The following is a 17,113-nucleotide window of genomic DNA, read 5'->3' on the forward strand; positions in this document are numbered from 1 at the left end:
TTAATATGCAGCGTTTTCTGAACGTAACACATTCACTAAATGTGTGAAATCTTCAGGCCACGGCGCTTCAAATAGCATTTCTTCACCAGTACGAGGGTGTTTTAAGCCCAATTTAGCTGCGTGCAATGCCTGACGTTTAAAACCACGTAAAGTTTCAATGAGCAGCTCAGATGCACCAGCTGGCACACGCACACGGTTCATATAAACCTGATCACCAATTAAGCCATAACCAATGTAACTAAAATGCACACGGATCTGATGTGTTCGTCCTGTTTCAAGACGAGCTTGTACACGGGTAAAATCTTTAAAACGTTCTTTTACATTGTAGTGAGTTACCGCATCTCGCCCACCCGGTAAAATTGCCATTTTCACACGGTCAACTGGGTGGCGTTTGATTGGTTCATCAATCGTACCGCCAGCAATAATATTTCCATAAACAACCAAATCATATACACGGTAAACCGTTTTATTTGCCAACTGTTTACTTAAAGAAAACTGAGCTTCCAGAGTTTTAGCAACAACCAGTAAACCGCTGGTATCTTTATCAATACGGTGTACTAAACCAGCGCGCGAAAGTTCTGCCAATTTTGGGAAATGGTAAAGCAAAGCATTCACTAAAGTTCCAGAACTATTGCCTGCTCCTGGATGTACCACCATGCCTACTGGCTTATTAATGACTAAAATATCATCGTCTTCATAGACAATATTAAGTGGAATATTTTCAGGTTGACTCGTCGTCTGAGCTTCGAGCTCTACTTCGAGCGTAAGTAGCTCTGTTCCTTCACAACGGTGCTTAGGCTTGACAATGTTACCATTCACCAACAGATGGCCATCCTTCAACCATTGCTTGAGCTTTTCACGCGAAAACTCGCTCCACACCAAAGCTGCTACCTGATCGATACGTTGTCCCAGATAGGTTTCATCTAGCTGAACTTGCAACGATAAACGTGTTGCAGTTGTATCAGAAGTATGGTTATCTGCATCCTCAGAATCTTCAAGTAAATTGAAGTCGGTTTCAGAGAAGTTTGTGTTTGAAGATTGTGCTGAAGTCATTTGATCATTGAGATAAAAGTGGTTTAATAGCGCAATTGTAGCTCATTGCCCAACATAACAGAGGAGTTTTTATGTCGCTACCACGTTATAAAATTACGATGCTTGCCTTATCTTTAGGCGTAGCGTCTGCATTTGTGGGCTGTAGCAGCAATCCAAGTAAAAAAGAAGTGGTCGATACTGGCCCTCAATCTAGTGAACAAGCTTACTTCGAAAAGGCCCAAAAGTCGCTTGACCGTGGTCAATATCTTGATGCGACCAAGTCTTTAGAGGCAATCGATACTTATTATCCGACTGGACAATACGCTCAACAAGCACAACTTGAACTTCTATATTCGAAATTTAAACAAAAAGATTATGAAGGCGCCATTGCCTTAGCAGAACGTTTTATTCGTTTAAATCCTCAACATCCAAATGTGGATTATGCTTATTATGTTCGTGCTGTTGCCAATATGGAGCAAAACTACGACAGTTTGATGCGTTATACCTCTTTGCAACAGTCACATCGTGATGTGAGTTATTTAAAAGTTGCGTATCAAAACTTTGTTGATTTAATTCGTCGTTTCCCAAGTAGCCAATATTCTGTCGATGCTGCTCAGCGTATGAAATTCATTGGGCAAGAACTTGCCGAAAATGAAATGACTGCTGCCCGCTTCAACGTTAAACGTAAAGCTTGGATCGCCGCTGCAGAACGTTCGCAATGGGTGATTGAACACTATCCACAAACACCTCAAATTCCAGAAGCTTTAGCCACTTTGGCATATAGCTATGACAAGTTAGGTGATAAAGCTACTTCGCAACAATATATTGAAGTTTTAAAGCTTAATTATCCAAGCCTTGTGAAAAAAGACGGCACAGTTAACATGCGTGCTGCTCGTAAAGAAGGTAACTGGATCAACCGTGCAACTTTAGGTATTTTCGGTCGTGAATCGACTGCTGCAACGCCAGAGAGCACAACTGAAGCAGAAGCTCCAAAACGTGGTTTCCTCAACCGTGTTAGTTTTGGTTTAATTGGTAATTCAGATAAAGAAGAAACTGAAGCACCAGAACAAACACCTGTTGAAGCTCCTAAGCCTGAACGTAGTTGGACAAACCGTTTAAGCTTCGGTTTATTAGACAAGCCTGAGTCACAAGCAGCAGAAAATACAACTGTTGCACCAGCTGTAACCTCTACTGAAGCTTCAACTGATGTTCAATCAGATGAGGCAACACAAGGTGCGGATGACGCTGCTCAATAAGTTTAAGCTTTAAAAAACATCAACAAACAGGCAAGTAATATCACTTGCCTGTTTGTTTTTATAAAATATTAAAATATTTATTGGGCATATCTCGACTCATCATGTCAGAATATTCTGAGTCACTGTCTCATCAAGTTTTAATACGGTTATCTGAATTATGGCAATTCCACAGCATACGATTGATCAAATTTTAGATCGCACAGATATTGTCGATCTGATTGGTCAGCGTGTGAAATTAAAAAAAACCGGACGTACATATTCCGGCTGTTGCCCTTTTCATCAAGAAAAAACGCCATCATTCCATGTCTACCGTGACAAACAGTATTATCACTGCTTTGGTTGTCAGGCTAACGGAAATGCAATCCGTTTTCTTATGGATATTGATAACCGAAACTTTATTGAGGTAATGAAAGAATTATCGAGCAGTACCGGAATTGAATTACCCAAAGATAATACTGAGAATAAAAAACTATCTTATACCCGTCAGGTTACAAAGCCACCTGTTACTAAAACAAATACGGCTGAGCCTGTAACTTCACAGCAGCCATCGGATGAAAGCTACAACACGCTTGAACCCGTATTTTTTGATGACCCTTTTGCTCAGTTCGAACAGCCGTTTAGCTTTGATGAACCAGTTCAAGAAGGTAATTTATATGACTTACTGGAAAATGTTGCTCAGTTCTATGAACAACAATTACCTCATAGCCAAAAGGCAAAAAATTACTTTAAACAGCGTGGACTAACCAATCAGACGATTCAATTTTGGCGCTTAGGCTATGCTCCAGAAGACTGGCAACACCTAGAGAAAGCCTTTCCCTATGACATTGACGGCTTAAAACAACTTGGGCTTATCCGCTCGAGCGATAATGGCCGTGATTTTGACCTATTACGTGACCGCGTTATTTTCCCAATTCGCGACCCGAAAGGCCGGGTGGTTGGTTTTGGTGGGCGTGCATTAAATGATGAAATCAAGCCCAAATATATTAACTCGCCAGATTCAGAAGTCTTTCATAAAAATCAGCTACTTTACGGACTTTATGAAGGTAGAAAGCTTAAATCTAGTGATTGGTTAATGGTTGAAGGCTATATGGATGTCATTGCGCTTCAGCAGTATGGCATTACTGGAGCTGTAGCAACGTTAGGTACCGCAAGTAATACTGAACATCTTAATATTCTATTTAAACAAAATAGCCGAATTACCATTGCTTTTGATGGCGATGCAGCCGGTCAAAAAGCTGCACGTAGAACTTTAGAAATTGCTTTACCACTTCTTAATGATGGTCGTGAACTTAAATTTTTTGTTCTACCCAATGATCACGACCCCGACTCTCTCATCCGTCGAGAAGGACTCGAAAATTTCCAAAAACTATTACAACAAGCCCCTCTTCTATCCGATTTCGTGTTTGCGCACTTAACAGGTCAACACGATATCAGTACGCCTGAAGGGAAAAGCTTAGTCATGGGTGAACTCAGAGAACTCACCGAGTTATTGCCAAAACAAGGTTCTTTCCGTTACTTACTTACTCAATCTTTCCGTGAAAAACTCGGACTAGGTAAACGTTTTACCCCACAAATCAGCCACGATGCCTCGCTCTCATTTAACATCCATACAAAAGATGAAGACTTTGCGATTGCAATTTTAATGCATCATCCTTTTCTTTATATTCATTTTGAAGGATTACGGGCTTATATTCACCAAGATGAATTATTGGCCAAAGTACTGGCAATCTTAAACCGTATTTTTGATGATTTACCGGATGATCAAGAGCTGGCAACTTATTATGTGCTTGGTGCGTGTAGTAGTTACTGTCATGAAATCGCTGATATTATGCAAAGAACAAATATTCAGGCATTAACACAGGCACCTGAAGTAGCTGACAAGTTAGCTAAGGAATATTCGCTAAGTCTGCAAGAAAGATATTTACGTCAGAAGCTGAAATCACCGATTTCTTTAATTGAATCAAGAAATCTAAGACAACAATTGAATGAATTAACAAAACAAATTAGCTTAAAGTTGTTGTCTTAATGTTTTGGCTTACGCTCATGATCAAATACATCCTGTAAATGCTGTTGTAACCATTCAAAATAATCAGGATTTTCTGCTTTAGCAGCTTCACGCAACAAGATAGATGTGGGATGCATAAGTTTTTGCGTCAAACGGTGAGCAAATTGCTGTAACACCTGTTCAGCATTCTCACCATGATGCAAAGCTTCTAGTGCATGTGTAAGCTCTTGTTGACTAATCTCTTCACTGTGCTGGCGGTAAGCATGAATTGTACTACCCGCCTCTTTAACCTTTTGATGAGTAATAAGCTGAGTAGCTAATTGATTAACCATGACCTCTGCTTCAACAGCCGCCTGACGACGTTGAGCAAGGTTCTCATCAATCACACTTTGTAAATCATCAACACCATATAAATAGACCCCATCAAGTGCTTCAACTTTAGGATCTATATCACGTGGTACCGCCAAATCAACCATTAACATTTGTTGGTAGCGGCGTTTTTTTAATGCGGCCTTAACATCAGAATAAGCAATAACTTGATATAAACTTCCAGTACAACTCGACACAACATCAGCACGATATAAATTCTCTGCTAATGCTGAAAACTCAATAATTTCAACTTCAACCTGATGTGCAATTTCCTGAGCCAACTGATCAGCGCGCTCACGGCTACGATTACAAATAATAATCTTCGCGACACCCATTTCAGCCAAATGTTTAGCCACCAAGCTATTCATTTCACCCGCAGCAACCACCATAACAGTAAGCTTTTCAGGCTTACTAAAAACCTGTAAGGCCAGTTGTGCAACTGCATAACCCATTGAAACAGCATGACTACCTACCGCTGTTTCGGAACGTACCCGTTTAGCTGCATAGAAAGCGTATTCAAAAACACTATTTAATTCAGGAGAGACTGTTTGAGCTTCTTTAGACAATGCCAAAGCGCTTTTAACCTGCCCTAAAATTTGTGGCTCACCAAGCATGAGAGAGTCTAGACCACTCGCCACTCGCATTAAATGTGTAATGGCCTGCGTATTCTCGTAACGATAAACATGATGAATTAACTGCTTTACATCAATATTATTGGCATCGGCTAACCATTTTAGAAGGCTTTCGGCGTTTTCTGCCATGGCATAAACTTCTGTACGGTTACAGGTCGAGACGACCACCAAATCCTTTAAGTTTTGGTGATGGCGTTGTTCGGCAAGCAAACGACTTAATCGCTCTGCATTGAAAGCAATTTGTTCGCGGAGTTCTACAGAAGCTGTTTGATGGTTGACACCCAATGCAAAGAAAGACATATCAGATCATCATTTCGCTAAATTTATGCTATTGTGCAACATCGGTGTCATAAAAAGCATTACTTTGGATCAATAAAAATTGCGTCAAATGAATAGCCGTATTAATTTTAACGGTGCTTCGATAAGACAGTATTCTACCACATTCTTGTTGTTAGGTAGCATGTCCTCGTATGTCTATGCACGTCCTGTGCAAGAGACCTATGCCGTGCATTCATTTGATCAGGCACTAGAGCAAACGATGGTCGCTGAATTTGCTCTAGCTTATGACGATATTCCAAACGCTTTGCATAATTACACAGTGCTTGCAATTAAAAGCAACTCTACATCAATTAAGCAGAGAGCTTTAGACGTTGCACTTGAATATAATGATTTACAAGCTGCGTTAAATATTGCTACACACTGGGTAGCTCAAGAACCTAAAGATGTACCAGCTTTATTTTATTTGTCACATATTGCTTTAAAAACGCACGAATATCAGCTTGCTGCTGAGACATTAGATAAAATTTTAAAGATAGATCCCACTGCCGATTTAGAACAAATTTTAGCTAGCATTGCTCCAGAAAATGCGCAAGATCGAGAAGTACTATTAACAGCTTTACGTTCTAGCGCAGAAAAAGACAATCCTTCTATTTTGGCACTCATCGCCAATTTAGAGGCTCAAAATGGCCAATTACAAACTGCGCTAACCAACATTAACAAAGCATTACGTCGACGTCCTAAAGTAACGAGCTTTATTTTAATGAAAGCAAACTTACTTATTGCTCTCAGCGATCAAGAAGGTGCGCTTAAATGGTATGCAAAGTCGAGTCGTAAAAATAAGAAAAATTTAGATATTCGATTAGCTGAAATCCGCTATCTCATACAAATTAACCAATCTCAGCTTGCGTTAGAAAAACTTGAAAAGATTATAGAAACCAACCCTAAAGCTGAAGAAGCCTTATTTATTGCAGGCTTAACGAGTATTGATTTAAAGCAATATGACAAAGCAGAACAATATCTTGTTGACCTACGAAACTCGGCAAAATATCAAAATGAAGCGTATTACTACTTAGCTATTAATGCGGAGCGTAAACAGCATTATGAAACTGCAAAAGCATACTATCGTTTAGTTGATGGCAGTTTATATGTGGTATCTAGACGAAACTTGATCGCAATATATGATAAACAAGAAAATTTACACGATGCTTTACGGTTCCTTACTCAAGAACGAGTAAATTATCCTCAACATGCAAGTTTCTTATATCAAGCCCAAGCTGAAATCTTAAAGAAAATGGGCAATAAAAAAGCTGCACTAAATCTATTAGATGAAGCAATTAAAAACCTACCCGACGACCCAGAACTAATTTATGCGGAAGTTTTATTACTTGATCCATATACGGACCGTGACAAGCTGGACAAAACCTTAAAACAATTATTACAACTTGAGCCCAACAGCCCAACGTATCTAAATGCATATGCTTATACACTGGCACTGCAAAACCGTCGTTTAAAAGAAGCACGTCAGTATGCAGAGCAAGCATTAGAATATGCGCCTGAACAGGCCTCAATTCTTGATACGCTAGGTTATATTGCATTTTTACAGAACGATTATGAAGCTGCGGCGGAAGCCTTAGGCAAAGCGTATGAACTTAGCCATAATATAAATATTGGCGTTCGTTATGCTAAAGCTTTGTATATGCAAGGGTCACTCACGCAATTTAGCGCAGTGTTACAACAACTTAAACAAAAACATGCCAATGATCCACAATTACAACAGCTTGATGCGTTAATTTTACCTACATCTGCAAAAAAGAGTTAAATATATGAGCAAATTTGCCCAACTGTGCACAGCGATCTGTGGATCAAGTGTATTATTTCTAACCGGTTGTCAGCATTTTACTCAACCAAAACCTGCGGTCACCCAACAAGTTCAAGACGAAAAACACTTTAATTTACAAGGTAAGATTGGGGTTCGTACACCACAGCAAACTGGTAGTGCGTTTTTTACCTGGCTTCAACAGCAAGATAATTTTGATATCGAATTAAGCGGTATTTTAGGCGTTGGAAAAACCCAAATTCAGGGTAAACCAGGCGAAGTAACTTTAAACAGTTCTAAAACAGGACTTATTAGCGCTGCCTCTCCAGAAGAACTTTTAGAGCGAGCAACAGGTTGGCAAGCACCAATTACGCACTTAACGAGCTGGATTTTAGCAAAACCAGCAACGCTAAATGCTCAAATTACGAAAGACGCTACAAATCGAGTGAGTCAACTGATTGAAGATGGCTGGACAGTTAATTTCAGTTACGATGGTGAACAAACTTTGCCAAACAAACTGGTTTTAAAGCAAGCTCTTGCTGAAGATAAAGAAAACCGTATTACAATGGTCATCCAAAACCGCTAAGTCTAATTATATAAATCTATGATTCGAGTTCCTTCCCCTGCTAAGCTCAACCTGTTTTTACATATTACAGGCCGACGTGAAAATGGTTACCATGAGCTACAAACCATTTTCCAACTAATTGATTTATATGATTGGATGACATTTACACCGACTTTGGGCGAAGAAATCAAAATTGATGGGTTGAGTGAAGTTCGAGCTGAAGAAAACTTGATTTATCGAGCAGCTCAAATACTAAAACCACATGCAAAAAAACTTTGTGGCTTGGACATCAAAATTGAAAAAAATATTCCAATGGGTGCGGGTCTAGGCGGCGGTTCATCTAATGCCGCCACAACACTTATTGTGTTAAATCAATTATGGGAATGTGGCCTAGAGAAAGAACAACTTGCGGACTACGGTGTTAAGCTCGGTGCCGATGTTCCAATTTTTATTTATGGTAAAAATGCATGGGCTGAAGGCATCGGTGAACATTTATCATTCATAGACTTAGATCAAAAACAGTTCATTATTTTAAAACCTGATTGTTTTATCAGCACTCAATTGCTTTTTTCACAAAAAACATTGACAAGAGACTCTAAGACCACTAAATTTTGCGCCTATCAGTTAGAACCTTCTAATTTTGGAAATAACTTTGAGCCACTGGCTCGGCAGTTATACCCTGAAGTAGAAGAAGCAATGCAATATTTAGATCAATTTGGTCAAGCAAAGCTTACAGGTACAGGTGCTTGTGTTTTTATTGAAGTAACGAATGAAATGAATATTGATGAAATTCTTAAGCATTCACCATGTAAATCTTACTTGGTAAATAGTTTAAAAGAATCTCCTCTTAATCATTTTAAGGTTACACGTTAGGGGCGTCGCCAAGTGGTAAGGCACCGGGTTTTGATCTCGGCATCCGTTGGTTCGAATCCAGCCGCCCCTGCCAACCTCACCTGTAATGATGATTATATTAGGGGCGTCGCCAAGTGGTAAGGCACCGGGTTTTGATCTCGGCATCCGTTGGTTCGAATCCAGCCGCCCCTGCCATCCTCTTATTTTAAAGACAGACTTAATTGCTATGCTTTTTGTTGATTAATCTTGACATTGCATTGCAAAAATATTAAAGTTCTGCCGCATTAGGGGCGTCGCCAAGTGGTAAGGCACCGGGTTTTGATCTCGGCATCCGTTGGTTCGAATCCAGCCGCCCCTGCCATCCTCTATATCATCGAATTTAGGGGCGTCGCCAAGTGGTAAGGCACCGGGTTTTGATCTCGGCATCCGTTGGTTCGAATCCAGCCGCCCCTGCCATCCTCTCCTGTAATGATGATTATATTAGGGGCGTCGCCAAGTGGTAAGGCACCGGGTTTTGATCTCGGCATCCGTTGGTTCGAATCCAGCCGCCCCTGCCATCCTCTTATTTTAAAGACAGACTTAATTGCTATGCTTTTTGTTGATTAATCTTGACATTGCATTGCAAAAATATTAAAGTTCTGCCGCATTAGGGGCGTCGCCAAGTGGTAAGGCACCGGGTTTTGATCTCGGCATCCGTTGGTTCGAATCCAGCCGCCCCTGCCATCTATTTCATTACATACCAACCGCCAAGGGTGCTTCATGCCCAATCTTGTCGTTTTTAGTGGAAATGCTCATCCACAGTTCGCTCAAAAAGTCGTAAGTCACTTACATATCCCTCTAGGTGCTGCATCAGTCGGTCACTTTTCTGATGGAGAAATTTCAGTAGAAATTACTGAAAATGTTCGTGGTAAAGACGTATTTATCGTTCAGCCTACTTGTGCCCCTACCAATGATAACCTTATGGAAATCTTGGTTATGGCAGATGCTTTGCGTCGTGCAAGTGCTGGTCGTATTACCGCTGTTATCCCTTATTTTGGTTATGCTCGCCAAGACCGTCGTCCACGTTCTGCACGTGTGCCGATTACAGCTAAAGTTGTCGCAGACATGCTTACCACTGTTGGTATTGACCGTGTCGTGATGATCGACTTACATGCTGACCAAATTCAAGGTTTCTTCGATATTCCAGTCGACAACATCTACGGTACTCCTGCTTTGCTTGCTGACTTACGTCAACAACAACATGACAACCTTATGGTGGTTTCTCCTGACGTTGGTGGTGTAGTACGTGCTCGTGCTGTTGCCAAACAGATGGGTGACATCGATTTAGCAATTATTGATAAACGTCGTCAAAAAGCCAATGAGTCGCAAGTTATGCACTTAATTGGTGACGTAAAAGATCGTGATTGCGTTATCGTAGACGATATGGTCGATACTGCTGGTACATTGTGTAAAGCAGCTGATGCGCTTAAGCAATTTGGTGCACGTCGTGTAGTTGCATACGCAACTCACCCTGTACTATCAGGTAAGGCTATTGAAAACTTACGTAATTCAGTTATTGATGAACTGGTTGTGACTGATACCATTCCTCTTTCTGAAGAAGCATTGACCTTAGGCAAGATCCGTCAGGTTTCTGTTGCTAGCATGGTTGCTGAAACGATTCGTCGTATTAATAACGAAGAGTCTATCAGTGCAATGTTCGATAGTTTATAATATTGCAGCTTTTTATAAACCCTAGCCTTGGCTGGGGTTTTCTATCACTAAACTGGTCGCAAGTTTAGTCTTTTAAACTTTAATGAGGATTTACTCATGGCAAACTTCGTATTAAACGCTCAAGCGCGTGCTGAAGACAAACAAGGGAAAGGTGCGAGCCGCCGCCTTCGTCGCGAAGCTTTAATTCCAGCTATCATTTATGGTGGCAACGCTGAGCCTGTAACTGTTACTTTAGAACTTCGTGAGCTTGTAAAAGCTTTAGAAAGCAATGCTTTCTTTGAAGAAGTTGTAGAAATCAAAGTGGGTGACAAAGTTGAAAACGTTAAAATCCAAGCGTTACAACGTCACCCATCTAAAAACACTCCTATGCACGCTGACTTCAAACGCGCATAAGTGTTTAAAGGCGTAGATTAGTGTCAAATATTTCGCTAATTGTTGGTTTGGGCAATCCTGGTTCAGAATATGCCCAAACCCGCCATAATGCAGGTTTTTGGTTCATTGAACAGCTTGCTGACAAATATGGCATTACATTAAAAAATGATCCGAAATTTCACGGAATCAGTGGACGTGGTAATATAGAAGGACACGATGTCCGTCTACTTCTACCCACTACATTTATGAACCGTTCTGGACAAAGTGTAGTTCCATTTGCAAAATTTTATCAAATTGCTCCCGAAGCAATTTTGATTGCTCATGATGAACTTGATATGAGCCCAGGTGTAATTCGTCTTAAAACAGGCGGTGGACACGGTGGTCATAACGGTTTACGTGACATTGTCCCTCATATTGGTCCAAATTTTCACCGTTTACGTATTGGTATCGGACATCCTGGCTCGAAAGAGAAAGTTTCAGGTCACGTACTTGGAAAAGCACCAAGTAGTGAACAAAGTCTGATGGATGCAGCAATTGATCATGCCCTTTCTAAAGTGAAGCTACTTGTTCAAGGACAAGTTCCACAGGCCATGAATCAAATTAATGCATATAAACCCACTTAAATTGTTGAACAATCATGCTTGCTATCTTGCTTTTTTAGGAGCAAAATGCGCATCAGCCACTTTGCCAACCGCAAAAGCTAAAGATTTCACCATAAGATCTACATCTTAGGTCTACTCAGGAGACGCTAGCCATGCTATCTCGTTTATTAAAATGCAAAATTCACCGTGCAGTTGTAACCCATGCTGAACTTCACTATGAAGGTTCTTGTGCAATTGATGGCGTATTGATGGACTTAGCTGGTATTCGTGAATATGAAGAAATTCATGTTTGGAATGTAACCAATGGCAAACGCTTCACAACTTATGCGATTCGTGGTGAAGATAACTCTGGAATTATTTCAGTAAACGGCGGTGCTGCACATCAAGCAGACGTTGGCGATTTAGTAATTATTGCTACATTTGGTGATTTTACTGAAGCTGAAGCAAATATTCATAAACCACGTTTGGTATATGCTAATCCAAATAATACAGTCAACCACACAGCGAATTGCATTCCTGTTCAAGTTGCCTAATTTATTTTAAGAATAAAAAGCCCGCATTGACGGGCTTTTATTATTTTATAAATCCTTAATAGTTCCTTCCCACCAGTTCTTTTGTTTTTCACAATTTAATGGTTGAAGCTGCTCTCCTCGTAATTCGAACAATATCGCCTCTCCTTCAGGATTTACCTTAAATTCAGCATATTTGGCTTTTTCATAACATTGAGCCAAGCCTTCTGCAAACAAGAAACTGCGAGAGGCAGGATATAAAGCCTGCAAACGATTTTCAGGATTTTTTAAAATTAACCTCTGCCCAACAAATGAATTATTGATATCTAAAATGGTACGAACTACGCGATTTTGTGAATCCAAAATAACTTTTGCGGGAACGGAAGAGCGATTAAAAATCACCTGTTCCAGAGCCTCACCTTCACTTCCTGCAAGAGCTTTAAGAGATTGTAAATGTAATTCATAAGCCAGTGCCATATAGTCACCTTGTAAAATTGAACGAGGATCAACTGGCTTAAGCTCAATGAAAATACTTTTACTATGGTGCAGATGCCATTCGTTTTTCGCCACTAAACCTGCAAAAAATAATAGCGTAATAAAGGCAAGAATAAGAGAAAAATACTTTTTCATTCTTTCTCTCCTTTAACAAGATCATTTTTATTTTTACGTTGAAGTAACCAAGACAGAGCCAACAAAACAATACCCGAAATAAAAATAGATGCACTCTTAGCTAGAAAAGTTATTTGTAAGTTGTAATAGAGCTGCCAGAACACAAAAACGAATACTGTTAAGCTCACTCCATACACAATATAATCTTTCTTTTTTAATGCCCACGTTAAAATAATAAGCAGGATGAAAATTTCAAAATATCCCAACACAATAAGTAACACACCAAATATTAAAAAGGCGCAAAAAGTGAGTGTATTAAGTTGTCGATATAAATGAAGAACACTAAAGCAAAGTAACCAGACAACAGGTAGCAAATATAAAACCCATAACTGCTGATTTATCGAATTTTCTGATGCCAACCCCATAAAAGTATTGAAAAAAGAAGCTACAAGAATTACGACCAGCACGTATAAAAAAATACTACGCTCATATAGGGCTATTGATTCCCTCTTAGGTAAGAGCACCAAACTAAAAACCAAGTAACTGAGCAAAGTTAAATTTAAATAAGTCTGAGTAGAATGTATTGACCATAATGAATGGTCCAGTTGTAGCAAATAGATAAAAGCTATGCCATACGTAGCAAGCATTTGACTTAAAATGAAGAACCAATGTGGTTTAAGAAAATAACTAATACATAGAATAAAAATCTGTGCAATTAAAACCCATAGAATTTGATCTGTTTCTGAACCAAGATGAAACAAGAAAGCGGTCTGCCCACTGATAAACAAACAATAGGCAAATTGCCGAAAGAAATAGCTTTGTGATTTCTTTAAAAGAATAAATGCCAATCCAACAAAAACAACTCCAATAACTAAAGAAATAGTCTCCCAAAACACCAGCGTAAAAGCTGCAAGTGCCAAGCCAGCAAGCCAAGCACCAATTGCCAATGGAATGATATAAAAGCGGCTTTGACGAAAAATTTTTATTAAAAGATAGCTAATCAGCGCAAACCAAATAAAAATAATGCCTGCAATCAATAAAAATATAAACTCATTAGAGTCTTTAAATAAGTTATTAACCCCATCTACAAGCCATATGGTTGCAGTCACACCCAGAACAGCTGCCATCAAACTAGCACATAGCTGATCATCTTTTTTGAAGAAATAATAAAAAGCGATTATTCCTGAAAAGAAGGCAGAGATCAGATAAGGAATATTCTCATTCGATAAATATTGAATCATTCCAATAATCGAAATAACGGCGAACCAAGCGATAAAGACAAACCTTAAAGCACGATATTTCTTTATACATACCCAAAACTCAATAAGGCTTAATAGATTTAGAGCGATTAAATATAAATAAGGAAACTTTTCAGACCAGAAAGTCTGTTTAAAAAATAAAAAAAGTGTAAGTTGGCTGGTAATACAAATTAAAGCAAAGATTCCAATATTCGGCCGATATAACCACGGTAATAAAAGCAATGTCCAAATTAAAAAAAGCAAATAACTGTCTGCACCAGTTTGATAAACCTGTCCAATTACAGCCAAGCTTAAACCTATCATCAAACCACTAACGCTATGTAAGGTCTGCCTAACCCCATCACTTAATGTATCTTTTATGCTGAACCAAGCTGTAACAACTAATATAACGGGCGGGATCGCGAGTTGAATACTGTCTGGAAGCATAAACCAGTTAGCAGCAATTAAATACAGAATACTTACCGCCATAAATACATAACTGAAAACATGGAGGTGCTGAATAAATGAGCTATTGGTAAGAGGGTAATCATCTCTTATCTGCATGAAACACCTATTTTATTTATAATTTTCTATAAAAAACATAGCATTCCATTTTCATATCAACAAGTAAGCTCTTGTTAAAAAGCCTATTTCGATTTATGAAAATGCTTATTCATAAAGAAACTTAGCATTCTATAAAAGCATCTAGCCAATTTTGCCAAGCGCGCTATAATAAAACCCATCGCTTCAGGGCGGGGTGTAATTCCCCACCGGTGGTAAAGTTAATTTTTATAAATAGATTAACAAGCCCACGAGCTTAAATTGTTTAATTTGAGCAGATTTGGTGAAACTCCAAAGCCGACGGTATAGTCCGGATGAAAGAAGACGACGAACTGGGATAAATCCGTTTTATTTCAGTGCCAGCCTGTTTTTACATCAGTCCTGAAATGTTCAACCGTATTTTTTACGAGAGCGTTTCATTATGTCTAGCTTAATTCAACCAGAACTTTTTTTCTCAGCCCTCTCTCCTGCTGAGCAACGCATTCAACAAGCATTAGAAGATATCCGTCAAGGCAAGCCTGTCTTGGTTATGGACGACTTTGATCGCGAAAATGAAGCAGATTTAATTGTTGCAGCCGAAACTTTAACGGTAGAAACAATGGCACGTATGATTCGTGATGGCTCTGGTATCGTATGTTTATGCCTTACAGAAGAGCTAGCAGATCATCTAGAACTCCCTCCAATGGTTTCTCAAAACTCGAGTCAGTTTCATACCGCTTTTACAGTGACCATTGAGGCAGCTCAAGGCGTTACCACTGGTGTTTCTGCTAAAGACCGTGTAACAACCATTCAAACTGCTATTAAAGATGGTGCTGTTGCAAGTGACTTAAATCGTCCGGGTCACGTTTTCCCATTACGTGCACGTAATGGTGGAGTCCTTACTCGTCGAGGTCATACCGAGGGAACAATTGATCTAGCAAGATTAGCCGGTTTAAAACCTGCTGGTGTGTTATGTGAATTAACCAACCCAGATGGCACGATGGCATCAGGCATTCAAGTTTTAGCATATGCTCAAACTCATCACTTAACGGTGATTACGATTGAAGAACTTGTTCAATACCGCCAGCAACACGGTATTTAAATAAAAAAGGTTTGGCTTTAGATCAAAGCCAAACCTTCAAATCAAAATTTAATAATATTTAAGAAACTTTCTTTTGTGCTGCCAGTTCTTCAACATAGTCCAAAAGCTCAGAAAACTGCTTAATCATTGCTTTTGGCTGTGCTTGAGCAAGTTCCTCTGCTGTTCCGTAACCATAAGTCACCGCTACCGCCTCAATACCGTTATGACGAGCACCCAAAACGTCATATTGGCGGTCACCGACCATTAAACACTCTTCTGGGTTTAATTGCTCATGCTCAAGAATATAATGGATAAGGTCAGCTTTATTAGTGCGCTCACCCGTTAACTCACTCCCATAGATATGTACAAAGTATTGGCTTAATTCAAAATGCTCCAAGATACGTTTTGCATAAATCGTTGGTTTAGCAGTTGCAACAAATAAACGATATCCTTCTTTTTTTAAAGCGCTAAGCGTTTTTGCAACAGATGGATATACTTCATTTTCGAACAGGCCAACCACCGAAAAACGCTCGCGATAAGCAAGTAAAGCTTGTTCAGCTAAAGCATCATCTTGAGTAGCTAATAATTTTGCGAGTGATGGCTTTAGTGGTGGGCCAATTGTCCAGTCAATATCTAAATCGGCAGCCAATGGATAGCCTAATTTCTCCATTGCATAGCGAATTGAAGTATGGATTCCAACTTTTGGGTCTGTTAAGGTTCCATCTAAATCAATCAAAATATGTTTTATAGCCATTCAATCATTAACCCAGTAAAGTATTTAATTCAATTGGTCGAGAGTTTAATCAAACTCTCTTATACTAACGTAAATTTAAATTGAAAAGGAAATAACCGTGCGTCCAACCGTACTTTGTTTCTCGGGTTTAGACCCTTCAGGTGGTGCAGGTTTACAAGCCGATATTGAAGCAATTGGACAAAGTGGTGCCCATGCAGCAATTGCATGTACTGCCCTCACCATTCAAAACTCACAACAAGTATTTGGCTTCGAAGCAACCTCAAAAGAACTCTTATTAGCACAAGCAAATGCAGTTGTAGGTGACTTACCCATTAAATGTGTTAAGTCAGGCATGCTTGGCACAACAGATAATATTGCGGCACTAGCTGAATTTTTACGTGCTCATCCTGACTATCAATATGTACTTGATCCTGTTTTAGTCGCAAACAGTGGCGGCTCTTTAGGTGATCAGGCAACTCTCGTTAAAGCGTTCTTTGAACTTATTCCTCTAGCCACAATTATTACTCCAAATACCGTTGAATTACGTGCTCTAACAGGTATTACTGATTTAGATCAAGCCACTCAAAAGCTTTTTGAAATGGGTGCTAAAGCTGTTCTAGTGAAAGGTGGACACGAAGATACACCAGATCATATTAAAAATAGTTTATATATCGATGGTGAACTAGCAGCGAGTAGTAGCTGTCCTCGCCTTGAAGGTGAATATCACGGCTCAGGTTGTTCTTTAGCTAGCTTTATCGCTGGCCGTTTAGCTTTAGGTGATTCTTTAAAAATTGCCGTACAGCATGCTGAAACATGGTTATTCGGTGTTTTAAAAAATGCAGACACCCCTATACCAAACGGACAAAAGATTCCAAAGCGTTTTTAAAAGCACAAAAAAGGCGCTTAAAGCGCC

General features: G+C 39.5%; 16 protein-coding genes, 6 tRNA genes and 1 riboswitch. Of the genes, 17 read left to right on the plus strand and 5 right to left on the minus strand.

The features are described from left to right. The gene (gene rluD / locus AW165_RS13510; RefSeq protein ID WP_032038599.1) at positions 1–1,053 is read right to left on the minus strand and encodes a 23S rRNA pseudouridine(1911/1915/1917) synthase RluD; all 1,053 of its coding nucleotides are present in this window, start codon (positions 1,051–1,053) and stop codon (positions 1–3) included. A 71-nt stretch (positions 1,054–1,124) separates the two neighbouring features. Between rluD and AW165_RS13515 the strand changes: the two genes are divergently transcribed. Both AW165_RS13515 and AW165_RS13520 read left to right on the plus strand, forming a co-directional pair. Next, on the plus strand, positions 1,125–2,288 hold the full coding sequence (locus AW165_RS13515) for an outer membrane protein assembly factor BamD (protein ID WP_060466114.1): 1,164 nt from the start codon (positions 1,125–1,127) through the stop codon (positions 2,286–2,288). A gap of 157 nt (positions 2,289–2,445) precedes the next feature. Further along, positions 2,446–4,314, plus strand: a complete 1,869-nt coding sequence (locus tag AW165_RS13520) for a DNA primase (RefSeq protein WP_032056898.1) — start codon at positions 2,446–2,448, stop codon at positions 4,312–4,314. On the opposite strand, the gene hemA is transcribed toward AW165_RS13520, so the two are convergent. Continuing rightward, positions 4,311–5,594, minus strand: coding sequence for a glutamyl-tRNA reductase (hemA, locus tag AW165_RS13525; RefSeq protein WP_005803203.1), 1,284 nt, complete (start codon positions 5,592–5,594; stop codon positions 4,311–4,313). The genes AW165_RS13520 and hemA overlap by 4 nt on opposite strands. Before the next feature lie 88 nt (positions 5,595–5,682). Between hemA and AW165_RS13530 the strand changes: the two genes are divergently transcribed. The 13 genes from AW165_RS13530 to panD all read left to right on the plus strand — a co-directional run bounded on the left by AW165_RS13530 (position 5,683) and on the right by panD (position 12,023). Next, positions 5,683–7,392, plus strand: coding sequence for a tetratricopeptide repeat protein (locus AW165_RS13530; protein ID WP_005070953.1), 1,710 nt, complete (start codon positions 5,683–5,685; stop codon positions 7,390–7,392). A 4-nt stretch (positions 7,393–7,396) separates the two neighbouring features. Next, entirely contained in the window at positions 7,397–7,975 is a 579-nt protein-coding gene (lolB, locus tag AW165_RS13535) for a lipoprotein insertase outer membrane protein LolB (protein WP_017481320.1), read from the plus strand. Between the two features lie 18 nt (positions 7,976–7,993). Further along, positions 7,994–8,827, plus strand: coding sequence for a 4-(cytidine 5'-diphospho)-2-C-methyl-D-erythritol kinase (gene ispE, locus AW165_RS13540; protein WP_060466115.1), 834 nt, complete (start codon positions 7,994–7,996; stop codon positions 8,825–8,827). After that, positions 8,826–8,900: transfer RNA gene (locus tag AW165_RS13545), tRNA-Gln, on the plus strand. The genes ispE and AW165_RS13545 overlap by 2 nt, the downstream gene beginning before the upstream one ends. Before the next feature lie 26 nt (positions 8,901–8,926). Next, positions 8,927–9,001 (plus strand) — tRNA-Gln (locus tag AW165_RS13550). 91 nt (positions 9,002–9,092) lie between these two features. Then, positions 9,093–9,167: transfer RNA gene (locus AW165_RS13555), tRNA-Gln, on the plus strand. A 20-nt stretch (positions 9,168–9,187) separates the two neighbouring features. Then, positions 9,188–9,262 (plus strand) — tRNA-Gln (locus tag AW165_RS13560). Positions 9,263–9,288: 26 nt separating this feature from the next. Beyond that, positions 9,289–9,363: transfer RNA gene (locus tag AW165_RS13565), tRNA-Gln, on the plus strand. 91 nt (positions 9,364–9,454) lie between these two features. Next, positions 9,455–9,529 (plus strand) — tRNA-Gln (locus AW165_RS13570). A gap of 36 nt (positions 9,530–9,565) precedes the next feature. Next, entirely contained in the window at positions 9,566–10,516 is a 951-nt protein-coding gene (locus AW165_RS13575; RefSeq protein WP_002120445.1) for a ribose-phosphate pyrophosphokinase, read from the plus strand. Between the two features lie 96 nt (positions 10,517–10,612). Beyond that, complete coding sequence (rplY, locus tag AW165_RS13580; protein WP_002120443.1) at positions 10,613–10,909, plus strand: 50S ribosomal protein L25; 297 nt, start codon at positions 10,613–10,615, stop codon at positions 10,907–10,909. Positions 10,910–10,929: 20 nt separating this feature from the next. Further along, positions 10,930–11,511, plus strand: a complete 582-nt coding sequence (pth, locus tag AW165_RS13585; RefSeq protein WP_017481319.1) for an aminoacyl-tRNA hydrolase — start codon at positions 10,930–10,932, stop codon at positions 11,509–11,511. 131 nt (positions 11,512–11,642) lie between these two features. Continuing rightward, positions 11,643–12,023 (plus strand): aspartate 1-decarboxylase, encoded by a 381-nt coding sequence (gene panD, locus AW165_RS13590; protein ID WP_002120296.1) that lies wholly within the window; start codon positions 11,643–11,645, stop codon positions 12,021–12,023. A 45-nt stretch (positions 12,024–12,068) separates the two neighbouring features. Here the strand turns inward: panD and AW165_RS13595 are convergent, their stop codons facing one another. Continuing rightward, on the minus strand, positions 12,069–12,629 hold the full coding sequence (locus AW165_RS13595) for a GDYXXLXY domain-containing protein (protein WP_060466116.1): 561 nt from the start codon (positions 12,627–12,629) through the stop codon (positions 12,069–12,071). Continuing rightward, positions 12,626–14,410 carry a DUF2157 domain-containing protein gene (locus AW165_RS13600; RefSeq protein WP_060466117.1) on the minus strand — a complete coding sequence of 595 codons (1,785 nt, stop codon included), beginning with the start codon at positions 14,408–14,410 and terminating at the stop codon, positions 12,626–12,628. Before AW165_RS13600 ends, AW165_RS13595 begins: the two co-directional genes overlap by 4 nt. Positions 14,411–14,586: 176 nt before the next feature. Further along, positions 14,587–14,737, plus strand: a riboswitch (FMN riboswitch). A 91-nt stretch (positions 14,738–14,828) separates the two neighbouring features. Between AW165_RS13600 and ribB the strand changes: the two genes are divergently transcribed. Next, positions 14,829–15,488: a 3,4-dihydroxy-2-butanone-4-phosphate synthase gene (gene ribB, locus AW165_RS13605; RefSeq protein WP_005070969.1), complete on the plus strand. Its 660-nt coding sequence runs from the start codon at positions 14,829–14,831 to the stop codon at positions 15,486–15,488. Positions 15,489–15,546: 58 nt separating this feature from the next. On the opposite strand, the gene AW165_RS13610 is transcribed toward ribB, so the two are convergent. Continuing rightward, positions 15,547–16,221, minus strand: coding sequence for an HAD-IA family hydrolase (locus AW165_RS13610; RefSeq protein WP_060466118.1), 675 nt, complete (start codon positions 16,219–16,221; stop codon positions 15,547–15,549). Between the two features lie 97 nt (positions 16,222–16,318). Between AW165_RS13610 and AW165_RS13615 the strand changes: the two genes are divergently transcribed. After that, positions 16,319–17,086: a hydroxymethylpyrimidine/phosphomethylpyrimidine kinase gene (locus AW165_RS13615; protein ID WP_060466119.1), complete on the plus strand. Its 768-nt coding sequence runs from the start codon at positions 16,319–16,321 to the stop codon at positions 17,084–17,086. The last annotated feature ends 27 nt before the right edge of the window (positions 17,087–17,113 follow it).

The organism is Acinetobacter sp. LMB-5 (genome assembly GCF_001541635.1).
Classification (GTDB): domain Bacteria; phylum Pseudomonadota; class Gammaproteobacteria; order Pseudomonadales; family Moraxellaceae; genus Acinetobacter; species Acinetobacter pittii.